The sequence below is a fragment of the Streptomyces sp. NPDC006208 genome (assembly GCF_040613775.1).
Lineage (GTDB): Bacteria > Actinomycetota > Actinomycetes > Streptomycetales > Streptomycetaceae > Streptomyces.
Window position 1 is genome coordinate 110,035 of sequence record NZ_JBEXSW010000007.1, and the last position, 14,180, is coordinate 124,214.

Annotated in this window: 9 protein-coding genes; 5 read left to right on the forward strand and 4 right to left on the reverse strand. The window is 71.0% G+C overall.

Translation table 11 applies throughout. The features are described from left to right. Positions 1–59 precede the first annotated feature (59 nt). Together aspS and ABZ208_RS07445 are read left to right on the forward strand one after the other, a co-directional pair. A complete protein-coding gene (aspS, locus tag ABZ208_RS07440) occupies positions 60–1,826 on the forward strand; it encodes an aspartate--tRNA ligase (protein ID WP_356908588.1) in 1,767 nt (588 codons plus the stop codon). A gap of 409 nt (positions 1,827–2,235) precedes the next feature. After that, positions 2,236–3,006, forward strand: coding sequence for a L,D-transpeptidase family protein (locus tag ABZ208_RS07445; RefSeq protein WP_356908589.1), 771 nt, complete (start codon positions 2,236–2,238; stop codon positions 3,004–3,006). A gap of 469 nt (positions 3,007–3,475) precedes the next feature. On the opposite strand, the gene metG is transcribed toward ABZ208_RS07445, so the two are convergent. After that, entirely contained in the window at positions 3,476–5,083 is a 1,608-nt protein-coding gene (gene metG, locus ABZ208_RS07450) for a methionine--tRNA ligase (protein WP_356908590.1), read from the reverse strand. Positions 5,084–5,252: 169 nt separating this feature from the next. Here metG and ABZ208_RS07455 point away from each other — a divergent pair, with 169 nt between their 5' ends. Together ABZ208_RS07455 and ABZ208_RS07460 are read left to right on the forward strand one after the other, a co-directional pair. Further along, a complete protein-coding gene (locus ABZ208_RS07455) occupies positions 5,253–5,906 on the forward strand; it encodes a response regulator transcription factor (RefSeq protein ID WP_356908591.1) in 654 nt (217 codons plus the stop codon). Continuing rightward, positions 5,903–7,030, forward strand: coding sequence for an ATP-binding protein (locus ABZ208_RS07460; protein ID WP_356908592.1), 1,128 nt, complete (start codon positions 5,903–5,905; stop codon positions 7,028–7,030). The genes ABZ208_RS07455 and ABZ208_RS07460 overlap by 4 nt, the downstream gene beginning before the upstream one ends. A gap of 85 nt (positions 7,031–7,115) precedes the next feature. On the opposite strand, the gene ABZ208_RS07465 is transcribed toward ABZ208_RS07460, so the two are convergent. Continuing rightward, positions 7,116–9,044, reverse strand: a complete 1,929-nt coding sequence (locus tag ABZ208_RS07465; RefSeq protein ID WP_356908593.1) for a VWA domain-containing protein — start codon at positions 9,042–9,044, stop codon at positions 7,116–7,118. Between the two features lie 307 nt (positions 9,045–9,351). On the opposite strand from ABZ208_RS07465, the gene ABZ208_RS07470 reads away from it, so the two are divergent. Further along, positions 9,352–11,397 (forward strand): PhoX family protein, encoded by a 2,046-nt coding sequence (locus ABZ208_RS07470; protein ID WP_356908594.1) that lies wholly within the window; start codon positions 9,352–9,354, stop codon positions 11,395–11,397. Between the two features lie 19 nt (positions 11,398–11,416). Here ABZ208_RS07470 and ABZ208_RS07475 read toward each other — a convergent pair whose 3' ends face one another. Next, entirely contained in the window at positions 11,417–12,382 is a 966-nt protein-coding gene (locus tag ABZ208_RS07475) for a hypothetical protein (protein WP_356908595.1), read from the reverse strand. Positions 12,383–12,479: 97 nt separating this feature from the next. After that, the gene (locus tag ABZ208_RS07480) at positions 12,480–13,958 is read right to left on the reverse strand and encodes an APC family permease (RefSeq protein ID WP_356908596.1); all 1,479 of its coding nucleotides are present in this window, start codon (positions 13,956–13,958) and stop codon (positions 12,480–12,482) included. Positions 13,959–14,180 lie beyond the last annotated feature (222 nt).

The window sequence follows — 14,180 nt, forward strand, 5'->3', positions numbered from 1 at the left end:
CGGGCGGTAACCTTGACGGGCCCGGCCACTCCCGAATCCCCAAGACTGGATGAACGACGATGCATCGGTACAGGTCCCACACCTGCGGCGAGCTCCGCGCCTCTGACGTCTCCGCCGACGTCCGGCTGAGCGGCTGGCTGCACAATCGCCGAGACCTGGGTGGCATCCTCTTCATCGATCTGCGTGACCACTACGGCATCACGCAGCTCGTCGCCCGCCCCGGCACCGCCGCCTACGAGGCACTCGACAAGCTGAACAAGGAGTCGGTCGTCCGCATCGACGGCCAGGTCGTCTCGCGCGGCGCCGAGAACATCAACCCCGACCTGCCCACCGGCGAGGTCGAGGTCGAGGTCGCGGCGGTCGAGGTGCTGGGCGCGTCGCAGCAGCTGCCGTTCCAGATCAACACCGACGACGGTGTGGGTGAGGAGCGCCGCCTCGAGTACCGCTTCCTCGACCTGCGCCGCGAGCGCATGCACCGCAACATCATGCTGCGTACGGCCGTGATCTCGGCCATCCGGCACAAGATGACGGCGCTCGGCTTCAACGAGATGGCCACCCCGATCCTGACGGCCACCTCCCCCGAGGGCGCGCGTGACTTCGTGGTGCCGTCGCGGCTGAACCCCGGCAAGTTCTACGCCCTGCCGCAGGCGCCGCAGCAGTTCAAGCAGCTGTTCATGATCTCGGGATTCGACCGCTACTTCCAGATCGCGCCCTGCTTCCGCGACGAGGACGCCCGCGCCGACCGCTCGCCGGGCGAGTTCTACCAGCTCGACGTCGAGATGAGCTTCGTCGAGCAGGAGGACGTCTTCCAGCCGATCGAGAAGCTGATGACCGAGCTCTTCGAGGAGTTCGGCGACGGCCGCCATGTCACCTCGCCGTTCCCGCGCATCCCGTTCCGGGAGTCGATGCTGAAGTACGGCAACGACAAGCCCGACCTGCGCGCGCAGCTCGAGCTCGTCGACATCACCGACGTCTTCGAGGGCTCGGAGTTCAAGGCCTTCGCCGGTAAGCACGTGCGCGCCCTGCCGGTGCCGGACACCGCTTCCCAGCCGCGCAAGTTCTTCGACGGTCTCGGTGACTTCGCCGTCGAGCACGGCGCCAAGGGCCTGGCCTGGGTGCGCGTCGGCGAGGACGGGTCGCTGACCGGCCCGATCGCCAAGTTCCTCACCGAGGAGAACGTCAAGGTCCTCACCGAGCGTCTCGCCCTCGCCCCCGGCCACGCGGTCTTCTTCGGGGCGGGCGACTTCGACGAGGTCTCCAAGATCATGGGCGCCGTCCGCGTCGAGGCCGCCAAGCGCGCCGGCCACTTCGAGGAGAACGTCTTCCGGTTCTGCTGGATCGTCGACTTCCCGATGTACGAGAAGGACGAGGAGAGCGGGAAGATCGACTTCTCGCACAACCCGTTCTCGATGCCGCAGGGCGGCCTGGAGGCCCTGCAGACCCAGGACCCGCTGGACATCCTGGGCTGGCAGTACGACATCGTCTGCAACGGCGTCGAGCTGTCCTCCGGTGCCATCCGGAACCACGAGCCCGAGATCATGTTCAAGGCGTTCGAGATCGCGGGCTACACCAAGGAGACCGTCGAGCGCGAGTTCGCGGGCATGCTGCGCGCGTTCCAGTTCGGCGCCCCGCCGCACGGCGGCATCGCCCCGGGCGTGGACCGTATCGTGATGCTGCTGGCCGACGAGCCGAACATCCGCGAGACGATCGCCTTCCCGCTCAACGGCAACGCGCAGGACCTGATGATGGGCGCGCCGACCGAGCTGGAGGAGGCGCGGCTGCGCGAGCTGAACATCGCGCTGCGCAAGCCGGTCGCGGACAAGTAGCAGTGAACGCCGAGGGCCCCCGGACCGGAAGGTCGGGGGCCCTCGGCGTACCCAGGAAGTCACAGGCGCGGGCCGGTTGCGGGGTCCTTCTTCTGCGGCTCCCGGCGTCCTGGGAGACGCTGGAGATGCCGGCAGGGGACGGGCCCGCACCCGTGGTACGGGGCCGGGCACCGTCCGCCCGTGCACCGGGCATCCGAGGCGGGAGATGGGGACCAGGGCCTGATCGGCGGCCCCGGGGAGCGGGACGCGGCCGTCCTGACCCGCCGCGGCGCCGCCGAGGATGCCGGGCCCGCCGGTCGCGGGCGCCCGGCGGCTCGAGAGAACGGAGCCGCCGCGGACGCCGTCCCCCGCGTACACCGAAGCAGCAGACAAGTCCCCGCGGCTCCGGGACGGAAAGGCCGCCTTCTCCATGGTTCTCCGCAGCAGGACCGTCCCGGCCGCCGCACTGCTGTGTGCCGGGGCGTTCCTCGCCGGCTGCGCGGGGTCGGAACCTCTGGACCGGACACCGGCGGCGCCGGGCACGACCACGCATGGCGACGCCAAGACCGGCACCGATGTGCCCGTACCCGAGCCACAGCTCGCGCGGGCGAAGGAGATCCCCGCCGTCGGCCCCGGGACCCGCGCCGAGATCCCCGCCGGCACGCGCCAGGCCCTGGTGGTCCGAGGTGATGCGGCCGACGCCAACCGGGCCACCGCCGTGCTCTACGAACGCGACCCCCGGCGCGGCTGGGAGCCCGTGTCCGCTCCCTGGCCCGCGCGCAACGCGCTGCGCGGCTGGACCGACGACCACCGGCAGGGCGATCTGCGCTCGCCGGTCGGGGTGTTCGGTCTCACCGACGCGGGCGGCCGGCTGCCCGACCCGGGCACCAGGCTCCCGTACGACCGCGGGCCCGGGTTCAAGCTCTCCGGCACGGGCTTCGAGGGCGAGTCGCTCGCGGGCTCCTTCGACCATGTCGTGGCCGTCAACTACAACCGCAGACCGGGGACCACCCCGCTGGACTGGACCCGTCCGCTCGGGGCGGGCAAGGGCGGCGGAATCTGGATCCATGTGGACCACGGCGGCCCCACACAAGGCTGCATCTCGCTGCCGCGCGACCGGATGAAGGAACTGCTGCGCAGACTGGACCCGGCGCTGGAGCCCGTGGTGGTGATGGGGGACGCGGTGGCACTGGCCCGCTGAGACACATGCCAAGGGCCCGGAACCGTGCGGTTCCGGGCCTTGGAGCGCTCCTCAAGACAGGTGCGTGTACCCGCCCCGTCCCGTGGAGACCTTCACCCGGCTCGCGAACGACCCCGCCCCGTTCCCGGTGTTGCGCCACAGCGTTCCGCCGGTGTCGCGGGAGACCAGGTCGGCACTGCCGTCGCCGGTGATGTCGCCGACGCCGACGACCGCGTTGTACGAGGAGCCCCAAAGTCGTTGAAGACCTTCACGCGGCCCGCGAAGGTGCCCGCTCCGGTCCCGTGTAGCGCCAGACGTCGCGGCGCCCCTCCATACAGAAGCGGCGTGATCATACGACGACGGCCCGGGACCTGAGATCCCGGGCCGTGCTCCTTCGTGTACGAGTGTGCCGCCAGTGCTTCTTCGGCTCCTCCGGGCGCGGGCTCTGTTTTCTGGGCCCGGCGCCTCGGCTTGTTCCCGCGCGGACCCGCTAGTCCTTCTTCGGCTCCTCCAGGCGCGGGAACAGCACCGCGCCCTTCGTCACCGTCGTGCCGGCCGGGAGCCTGCCCCACTCGCCCGCCTCCTGGACCCTCTGGTCCACGAGCGCGCCCAGCGATGCCTCGGCTCCGAGGGATTCCCAGAGCTTCTGGGAGGTCTCCGGCATGATCGCGTTCAGCAGGACCGCGACGGCCCGCAGCGACTCCGCGGCGGTGTACAGGATCGTCGCGAGACGGGCCTGGCCCTCGGCGGAATCGTCCTTGGCGACCTTCCACGGCTCCTGCTCCGTGATGTAGCCGTTGACCTGCTTCACGAACTCGAAGACCGCCAGGATGCCGCCCTGGAAGTCCAGCTCCTCGCCGATCTTCCGGTCGGCCTCGGCGACCGCCTTGGCCAGTCCCTCGTGGACCGCCTTCTCGGCCTCGCCGTCGGCCGCGGAGGCCGGCAGCGCACCGTCGAAGTACTTGCCGACCATCGCCGCGACACGTGAGGCGAGGTTGCCGTAGTCGTTGGCCAGCTCGGAGGTGTACCGGGCGGTGAAGTCCTCCCACGAGAACGAGCCGTCCTGGCCGAACGCGATCGCGCGCAGGAAGTACCAGCGGTAGGCGTCCACACCGAAGTGCGACGTCAGGTCCTGCGGCTTGATCCCGGTCAGGTTCGACTTCGACATCTTCTCGCCGCCGACCATCAGCCAGCCGTTGCACGCGACCCTGCCGGGCACCGGCAGGCCGTTCGCCATCAGCATCGCGGGCCAGATGATCGCGTGGAAGCGCAGGATGTCCTTGCCGATCAGGTGCACGTTCGCCGGGAACGTCTCCTGGAACTTCTCCGGGTTCTCGTTGTAGCCGACCGCCGTCGCGTAGTTGAGGAGGGCGTCGATCCACACGTAGATGACGTGCTTGGGGTCCCACGGGACCGGGACGCCCCAGTCGAAGGTCGAGCGCGAGATCGACAGGTCCTGCAGGCCCTGCTTGACGAAGTTCAGCACCTCGTTGCGGGCCGACTCGGGTTGGATGAAGCCGGGGTTGGCCTGGTAGAACTCCAGCAGCTTCGGGCCGTACTCGCTGAGCTTGAAGAAGTAGTTCTCCTCCTTGAGGATCTCCACCGGCTTCTTGTGGATCGGGCACAGCTTGGTGCCGTCCTCGGCCTCGATGAGGTCGCCGGGGAGCTTGTACTCCTCACAGCCCACGCAGTAAGGGCCTTCGTACCCGCCCTTGTAGATCTCGCCCTTGTCGTACAGGTCCTGCACGAACTCCTGCACACGGTCGGTGTGCCGCTTCTCCGTCGTACGGATGAAGTCGTCGTTCGCGATGTTCAGGTGCTCCCAGAGGGGCTTCCAAGCCTCCTCCACGAGCTTGTCGCACCACTCCTGGGGCGTGACGTTGTTCGCCTCGGCAGTGCGCATGATCTTCTGACCGTGCTCGTCCGTGCCGGTGAGGTACCACACCTTCTCGCCACGCTGACGGTGCCAGCGTGTGAGCACGTCGCCTGCGACGGTCGTGTAGGCGTGGCCCAGGTGAGGAGCGTCGTTGACGTAGTAAATGGGGGTCGAGACGTAGTACGCCTTCGCCCCCTGCTTCTCGGATCCAGTGGCCGCCATGGTCGAAATCCTATCGGCCCTCGGAAGATCTACTCACACGCATGAATCGCAGGCGGGCGGAAGGGCGGACGCGCGGGCGGTGGAGACGTCCGCGAAACATCCCCTCGGGTAGAAACACGCATCCGGGGAGGGAGCCGGACGGGGTGCGGGCGAGGGAGGGGACGACGGGATGCGGGTACTGGTCGCCGAGGACGAGGAGGTCCTGGCCGAGCTGGTCGCCACCGGGCTGCGGCGGGCCGGATTCGCCGTCGACACGGTCTACGGCGGGGACGCGGCCCTCGCGTATCTGGGGCTGTACGACTACGACGTCGTCGTCCTCGACCGCGACCTGCCGCGCGTCCACGGTGACGAGGTGGCGCGGCGCCTCGTCGCGCACGGCTGCCGCACCCGGATCCTGATGCTCACGGCCGCATCCGCCATGGAGGACCGGGTGGCGGGGCTCGACCTGGGCGCCGACGACTACCTGGGCAAGCCGTTCGACTTCCCCGAGCTGGTCTCGCGGGTGCGGGCGCTGCGGCGGCGCAGCGCCCGGCCCGTACCGCCGCTGCTGGAGCGGCACGGGGTGCGGCTCGACACCGTACGCAGGTCGGCCGAGCGGGACGGCCGGGAGCTGGACCTGTCGCCGAAGGAGTTCGCCGTGCTGCAGATCCTGCTGGAGGCGGACGGGGCCACCGTCTCGGCGGAGGAACTGCTGGAACGCGCCTGGGACGCGCACGCGGACCCGTTCACCGGCGCGGTCCGGGTCTGTATGAGCAAACTGCGGGCCAAGCTCGGGGCGCCTGCGCTGATCCGGACCGTGCAGGGTGTGGGGTACGGGCTGTGATCGGCCCGGGCTCGACGATCCGGACCCGGATCGCCCTTGTCTACGGCGGGGTGTTCCTGGTCCTCGGAACATGTCTGCTCGGCATCGTGAACCTGCTCTCCAGGGCCGGTACCGAGGCCGGGGTCGCGGAGATCAGGGCGCGGGCCGTCCCGGCCGTCGCCGACGTGCGCGGAGCCACCCTCGTGCAGCTGACCGACGACGTCCAGGACGTGGCGGGGCAGCAGATGCTGATCTGGTCGGCGTTCGCGCTGCTCGGTACGGCCCTGTGCGCGGTCGTGGTCGGGTGGTGGACGGCAGGACGCGTGCTGCGGCCGGTGCACACGATGACGGCACAGGCGCGGCGGCTTTCGGAGGGGGATCTGCCGGGCCTCCCTCAGGACGGAGTCTGGGGGAGGATCGCGGCGAGCGGACCCGACGACGAGCTGAAGCAACTGGGGGACACGTTCGACGCGCTGCTCGCGCGGCTGGAGGCGGCCTTCGACAGCCAGCGCCGCTTCATCGCGAACGCGTCGCACGAGCTGCGCACGCCGCTGGCGACGCAGCGCACGGCGATCCAGGTGGGGCTGGACGAGGCGGCTTCGGCCGAGGAGCTCGTCGCGGTCAGGCAGGTGCTGCTGGACAGCAACCGGCGCAGTGAGCGGCTCATCGACGGGCTGCTGATGCTGGCGCGCGGTGAGCGGGGGCCGGCGGAGCGGGAGGACGTCGATCTGGGGGAGGTCGTGGCCGAGGAATGCGCCCGGCGGGACGTGGATGTCTCGGTGTCGTCGGCCGGTGTCGTACGCGGCGACCGGGTGCTGCTCGCCCAGCTGACGGGGAACCTGCTGGCGAACGCGCTCGCCTACAACGTGCCGGGCGGGACGGTGGACGTGGCCGTGGCGAGCGGGGTTCTGACGATCCGCAACACGGGGCCGGTCGTCGACGCGGCGGACATCCCCGGGCTGTTCGAACCCTTCCGGCGGGGAGAGGGGCGGGACCGGACGGGGCGCGGGGCAGGGCTCGGCCTGTCGATCGTCCGGTCGGTCGCGCAGGCGCACGGCGGGACGGTGACGGCCGAGCCGGGCCCGGAGGGCGGCTTGACCGTCACCGTCGTACTGCCGGTGGTCCAGGTCGTGTCCGACAAATAGCGCCGTCCGCCCGCAGGGCGGGGTGCGCGGCGTCCGGTGAGGGCGTGCCGGGCGTCGCGCACCAGGCGTTGTCAGACACGGCCTACTAGGGGCGCCAGGTCGCCAGGAGACCCTCGAACAGCTCGGCGTCCGGGAGCTCGCGGGGCGCGGGGCCGGCGTGGAAGAACGCGGCGTTGCCGGCCTGGAGCTTGCGCAGGTAGTCGAAGGCCTTGGCGTCGTGCTCGCCGAACGCCACGAACTGCCAGAAGGCGGGCTTGTCCGCGGCCCCGGCCAGCGCGGCGGTGGCCGCGGTCTTGGACTCGGGCGCGCCGTCGGTCTGGAAGATCACGAACGCGGGGGCGTCCGTGTCCGCCTTGGCGTGCAGGGCCAGGACCTCCTCGACGGCGAGGTGGTAGTTGGTCCGCCCCATGCGGCCGAGACCGGCGTGCAGTTCGTCGATGCGGCCCTCGAAGGCGTCGAGGGTCAGCTCGCCGGTGCCGTCGATCTCGGTCGAGAAGAAGACGACGTCGACACGGGCGTCCTCACCGAGGTGCGCGGCGAGCGCGAGAGCCTGCTCACCGAGGTGCTGGGCGCTGCCGTCCTTGAAGAACGGCCGCATGGACCCGGACCGGTCCAGGACGAGGTACACACGGGCCCGGACCCCGCTGAGGCCCTGCTTCTCGAGGGCGGCCCCGGCGGCCGTGAAGGCATCGACGAGCTGGGGCGCCCGGTCCTTGACGTTCGTGAGGGGGAGCGCGGGCTTCCCCTCGGCGGTGTCGTCCGTGGCGGGGGCGCCGGACTCCGGCTGTGCGGCGGGGGCGGCCGCGGCCGGGACGAGCTCGGCGTCGTCGGCCGCCGCGACGGGCCGGTCCTCCGGCTCGGAGGCCGTGTCCGCCTCGGGCTCGACCTCGTCGGCGACGACGTCAACGGTGGCGGGCCGGGTCTCGGTCGCGTCGCCCGCGGCGTCCGCGGGCTCGGTCACAGGGGAGACCTCGCCGGCGACGGCGACGGGCTCGGAGGCGGTGACCTCCGGCTCCGGCTGCGCGGCCGTGTCCGCCTCGGCGGCAACGGCTGCGACGGGCTCGGCCACGGTGGCAGCGGCTTCGTCCGGCGCGGTCGCCTCCGCCTCGGCGGGCGCCGCTGGGCCGGTTTCCTCGGCCTGGACGGCCTCGGCAGGCGCTTGCTCCTGCGTGGTCGCCTCCGCGTCGAGCGGCTCGCTCGCGACGACCTCGGCGGTTGCCGGGCTCTCGGCCTGCGGCTCGGTCGCCGAGGGCTCCTCGGGCGTCTCCACGACACCCTCGGCCGCACAGGCCTCGTCAGCAGTCGCCTCAACCGGCTCGGCAGCAGCTTCTGCCTCGTCGGCGTCGGCAGAAACCTCGGCCGTGCCGGCCCCGGCCTTCTCCTCGTCGGCCTTCGCGGAGTCTTCCGCCTCGGCGGCCTTGTCGGCCGCGGCCTCAGCGACGCCGGTCTCGGCAACGGCCTCCGGCTCGACGGACGCGGTCTCGGCCGTGTCGGTCTCCGCCTCAGCGGCCACCGGCTCGATGGCCTTGTCGCCCTCGTCGGTGTCGGACTCAGCGGACTCAGCGGTCTTGACGGCCTGCGGCTCGTCGGCAACGGCCTGGGTGGACCCGGCCTCGGCCTCAGCGGCTTCGGTCGGGTCCGCCGCAACGGCTTCCGGCTCGGCGGCAACGGCCGTGTCGGTCTCCGGCTCGGCGGCCACCGCGTCAACGGCCTGCGGCTCAGCAGCCTCCGCCTCAGCGGTCTCCGCCTCGGCCGGCTTCGGTGATGCCGTCGACTGTGACGGGACCGATGCCGGGCGCAAGCGCGGGGTCGGATTGTCGAACGCGGCGGAGACCAGGTCCGACGCGCGGTCCTCCGCCCGGTCCTCCGCCGTCGACGGTGCGGTCGACTGCGACGGCACCGTAGGCGTGGCCGGTTCTGAGCGTTCGGTCTGGGGCGGAACGGAGGTTGCCGCCGACCCGTTGCTCTCACGGTCGCGACCGAACACCTTGCGCAGCAAACTCCGGATACCCATGGGCGAGGCCTTTCGCATGACGTGGGTGCGGTGATTGTCCGCCCCTGCGCCGGCAACTGTGGCCAGGGCGGACACGTAAGGTTAGCCGCCGCCCCGGGCGCGTTCCGGGAGGGGCGGCTTGCTGTCACACGGGCGCCACGCCCTTGCGTCGTCGCCACACCCCGACCACGCCCCAACCGCGCCTCGTCCGCGCCGCATTCATCCCGCGTTCACTTCATGGCTGCCGCTGAGCAGACGTATGCAAATAGCGTCTCGGCCGGAAACATTCCGACACCATGTCGGCGCAGGTGCGCCGAAGGAGGACGAAGTGCGCAAACTGCTGCCGCTGTTGAACACGAATCCGCACGGAGGCGGACGTTCCGCCCTCACCTGCCGTTACCGGTGCGGTGACGCCTGCTTCCACGAGGTGCCCAACACCAGTGACAACGAGTACGTCGGCGACGTCATAGCGAGCGCCCTGTCCCGGCGTTCGATGATGCGTGCCGCCGCGGTCGTGACCGTCGCCGCCGCAGCCGGCGGCGCCGTCGTCGCCCAGGGTGCGGCCCCCGCCGCGGCCACCCCCGGCCACGGCCACGGGACGACCTCGGACGGCGCCCGCGGCCTGCGCTTCGCGCCCGTCGCGCCGAACAAGGACGACAAGGTCACCGTCCCCGCGGGCTACGAGCAGAGCGTCGTCATCCGCTGGGGTGAACCGATCCTCCGGGGCGCGCCCGCCTTCGACCCGGACAACCAGACCGCGCGGGCGCAGGCCGGCCAGTTCGGGTACAACAACGACTTCCTGAGCCTGCTGCCCCTCCGCGGCGAGCACGGCCGGCAGGTGCTCGTGGCGAACCACGAGTACACCGACGAGATTCTGATGTTCAAGGGGTACGACCCCGCCAACCCGACCCGCGAGCAGGTCGAGGTCGCCTGGGCCGCACACGGTCTGTCCGTCGTCGTGGTGCAGGAGCACCACCGCAGCGGCAAGCTCACGCCCGTCACTCGGCATCCGCTCAACCGCCGCCTGACGGCGACCAGCGAGTTCAAGCTCACCGGCCCGGCCGCGGGCAGCGACCTGGTGAAGACGTCGTCCGACCCGACCGGTACCAGGGTGCTCGGCACGCTGAACAACTGCGCGGGCGGCACCACCCCGTGGGGCACCACGCTGCACGGCGAGGAGAACTTCAACCAGTACTTCGCCAACGGCTCCAGCGCGACCGACAAGCGCTACGGCATCGGCAGCGCCGCCACCGAGCGCAAGTGGGAGCGTTTCGACAAGCGCTTCGACGTGGCCCAGGAGCCCAACGAGCCGCACCGCCACGGCTGGGTCGTCGAGCTCGACCCGTACGACCCGCAGTCCACGCCCCGCAAGCGCACCGCGCTGGGCCGCTTCAAGCACGAGGCCGCGCAGCCCCGCCTCACCGACGACGGCCGTCCGGTCGTCTACATGGGCGACGACGAGCGCTTCGACTACTTCTACAAGTTCGTCTCGTCGAAGCGGATGAAGGAGGGCAGCAGCCGCGCCGCCCGCGAGCACAACCTCACGCTGCTCGACGAGGGCACGCTGTACGTCGCCAAGCTGACCGGCGACAGCCCGCAGGACATCGACGGCACGGGCAAGCTCCCGAACGACGGCGAGTTCGACGGCAGCGGCCAGTGGATCCCGCTCGCCACCGGCGATGTCTCGCACGTCCCCGGCATGACCGCCGAGGAGGTGTACGTCTTCACCCGCCTCGCCGGTGACAAGGTCGGCGCCACCAAGATGGACCGCCCCGAGGACGTCGAGCCGTCCCCGCGCAGCGGCCGGGTGTACGTGGCCCTCACCAACAACACCGACCGCGGCAAGCCCGGCAAGGCGGGCGCGGACGAGGCCAACCCGCGCAACCTGAACAAGCACGGCCAGATCCTGGAGCTCGCCGAGCACTGGGACGACCCGGCGGGCGACGGCTTCGCCTGGCGGCTGTTCCTGGTCGCGGGCGACCCGGACGACCCCGCCACCTACTTCGCGGGCTATCCCAAGGAGAAGGTCAGCCCGATCTCCTGCCCGGACAACGTCGCCTTCGACCCGCACGGCAACCTGTGGATCTCGACGGACGGCAGCCAGCTCGGCTCGCACGACGGCCTGTTCGGCGTGGCGACCCGTGGTGAGCGGCGCGGAGAGCTCAAGCAGTTCCTGACCGTGCCGGCCGGCGCCGAGACCTGCGGTCCGATCATCCAGGACCGCCGGGTGATCGTCGCCGTGCAGCACCCGGGCGAGATCGACGGCGCGTCCGTCGAGAAGCCCGCGAGCGTGTGGCCCGACGGCCCGGGCAAGATCGTCCGCCCGTCGGTCGTCGCCGTCTGGCGCAAGGACGGCTGCGACATCGGCGTCTGATCCTGAGGCGGATCCGGTTTCACGAGGTGGCGCCCACCTGTGCGCGCCACCTCGTGAACTGTTCCGCGGGATCGCCCGTGTACGACCAGGGGACCAGCGCCGCCCGCGGTCCCAGCAGCTGGAACAGGCCGCGTGCCTCCGTCGTCAGCCCCGCGTAACAGGCGGCGTGCACCAGATAGTTGAGCTGACCGACCTCCTCGGGTTCGACCGGGGCGTCCGGGCGCCCGAGCACCCAGCGCTGCCAGGTGCGCCGTATCTCCACGATCGCCAGTTCGTGCTTCCAGTGCTGGTCGAAACCGCGCACCGGACGGCCCTGTGCGGAAGCGGCGATATGGCGGTACTCCTCCACCCGGGCGATCTGCACCAGCACCGGCAGCGGTGACCCGGGCGGTGATGCGCCCGCCGCGTCCCGCGCGAAGTCGTACATCCTGCCGTGGGTGCCGTGCCAGCGCGCCGAGTGATAGCGCAGCAACTGCACATGGCCCTCGAGATTGTCCGGGTCACGCCGGCGCATCTCGTCCCACCAGCGCCGCAGTTCGCGCCGTGGCACCCCGTCCTCGTACAGCCGGGCCACCGTCAGCAGCGACACCCAGGGCATGGGGTCAGCGGGGTGGGCGGCGGCCGCGGCGAGGCAGGCCCGTACGGTGGCGTCGAGGCGCGCACGTTCCACACCGCCGGCCTGACCGGCTCCCGCGGTGATCGCCCGGTGGAAGACCCGTACGACCTCCGTGGCCGCGCGCAGCACCGCCGCGTCGGGGCTCGCGGGCTCGGCGGCCTGCCAGCTCTCCGCCGTCGAAGATCCCGCAGCGGCGTGGGCGAGCAGCCGCACCCGGTGGGTGCGCAGCGCCCAGTCGCTTCCGGTGTCGCCCAGCAGGTCGCGGATGCCCTGCCACCGGCCGATAACGATGTCATGCAGGGTGTCGGACAGGGGCCGGTCGCCGTGGGCAGGGTCGAAATCGGGTGTGAAGCGGCGGCGTGCGGCCATCTGCGGCTCTTCTTTCGGTGTGCTCGGCGTTGTCCTCGGTGCTCCGGCCGGAGGGTCGGTCCGGTCGGAAGGTCGGTCCGGTCAGGAGGTCGGACGGTCAGAAGTCCGTGGCCAGGGCCCGGTCCGTGTAGTCCTGGCCGGGAGGTGGCGGGCTCCCGCCGAGGCTCTGCCAGGTGACGGCATGGGTCGCGTCCAGCCGGGCGGCCGGCCGGTAGTACCGACTGCCCTGCCGCCGGTACCTGATCAGCGGCACCAGTCCGGCGGCGAGTCCGCCGATCCCGATCACGATGGACGCCGCGCTCAGCTCGCCCAGCGACTCGAAGAGGATCCACAGCATGAACAGCGCACCGAGCAGGGGCCAGGCCCCGCCGAGCACGAAGTCGCGTACGGACGTCAGCAGCGTCCTGCGGTACGCCACGACCGCGGCGATCCCGGCCAGCCCGTAGTAGAACGCGATCTGCAGGCCGATCGCGGCGACCGCGGCGGCCAGCACATCGCCGACCGACCCGAGCGCCATGGACGCCGCGAACATCACGACCGCCACCACGCCGACGACGGCGACGGCGGCCCAGGGGGTGTTCCAGCGACGGTGCACCCGGCCGAGCACGGCGGGCATCGTCCGGTCGCGGCCCATCGCGAACAGGGAGCGCGTCACCTGGATCAAGGTGGTCTCCAGGGTGGCGACGGTCGACAGCAGTACCGCTATGACCAGCAGTTTTCCGCCGATTCCGGGCCAGATGGCCTCGCCCAGCGCACCCAGGACGTTCGATCCCGCCGCCTTGATCTGCGCGGTGGACAGGGTCATGTTCACGGCGACCGTGAAGGCCTCGAAGAGGAGAAAGACGACGCCGACGCCGATGAGCGAGGCGAGTCCGGCGGTGCGGCGGCTGTTGCGGGTCTCCTCGCTGAGGTTGCCGGTCACGTCCCAGCCCCAGTAGTAGAACGTGGCGATCAGCGCGCCGGAGGCGAACCCGGCCGTCCCTTCGAAGTGGGAGAAGCCGAACCAGGACCAGTCGAAGGCCAGTTGACCGCCACCCACCAGCAGCGTGGCGCCGATGAACAGCAACAGGATCGACAACTCGAAGCCGGTCAGCAGTAGTTGGGCCCGCACTGTGAGGCGTGTGCCGCCCAGGACGATCAGCAGCATCGTCAGGAACCAGCCGGCGCCGGCCAGCGTGGCCAGGGTGGGGTTCTCGGCGAGGGACGCGTCGAAGAGGGAGAGCGTGAGCGCACCGGCCGGGAGCGAGCCCGCCACCATGAAGATCGTCGTCGACACGACCAGGGCCCAGCCGGAGAGAAAGCCGAGGAAGGGGTGGAGGGTCCGGCCCACCCAGGAGTAGCCGGCGCCGGCGTTGACATCGAGCCGGCCGAGTCTGCCGTAGGCGAGGACGATGCCGAGCATGGGTATCGCGCAGTACAGCAGCGCGGCCGGACCTGCGAGACCGACGGTGGCGAGGAGTACGGAGGTGGTGGCCGCGATCGAGTAGGCGGGGGCGCTGCCCGCGACCGCCATGACGGTGGTGTCGAGCGTCCCGAGGACATTGGGCCGTAGCCCTCTGCCGGAGCTGCTGTGCATGGAAATCTCCGAATGCCCTTGTACTGCGCGATGTGTGACGGCACATCAGAAGCGAACGCCCGGGTACGGAGAAATGCGCCCCTCCGTAAAGGGAGATCGTGCGCATCGTAGTCGGATGTGTGCGCTGTGGTGAGGGGGGTTGCGCCTGACCGGCGGCCTGAGGCGGTCAGACCGCCCGACGCGGGGAAAACCCTGCGGCCCGGCGGGCCGGGGGGTCGTAGA

Coding starts and splice junctions, on each gene's coding strand:
- aspS (WP_356908588.1), top strand. CDS start 60: ATGCATCGGTACAGGTCCCACACCTGCGGCGAGCTCCGCGCCTCTGAC.
- ABZ208_RS07445 (WP_356908589.1), top strand. CDS start 2,236: ATGGTTCTCCGCAGCAGGACCGTCCCGGCCGCCGCACTGCTGTGTGCC.
- metG (WP_356908590.1), bottom strand. CDS start 5,083: ATGGCGGCCACTGGATCCGAGAAGCAGGGGGCGAAGGCGTACTACGTC.
- ABZ208_RS07455 (WP_356908591.1), top strand. CDS start 5,253: ATGCGGGTACTGGTCGCCGAGGACGAGGAGGTCCTGGCCGAGCTGGTC.
- ABZ208_RS07465 (WP_356908593.1), bottom strand. CDS start 9,044: ATGGGTATCCGGAGTTTGCTGCGCAAGGTGTTCGGTCGCGACCGTGAG.
- ABZ208_RS07475 (WP_356908595.1), bottom strand. CDS start 12,382: ATGGCCGCACGCCGCCGCTTCACACCCGATTTCGACCCTGCCCACGGC.
- ABZ208_RS07480 (WP_356908596.1), bottom strand. CDS start 13,958: ATGCACAGCAGCTCCGGCAGAGGGCTACGGCCCAATGTCCTCGGGACG.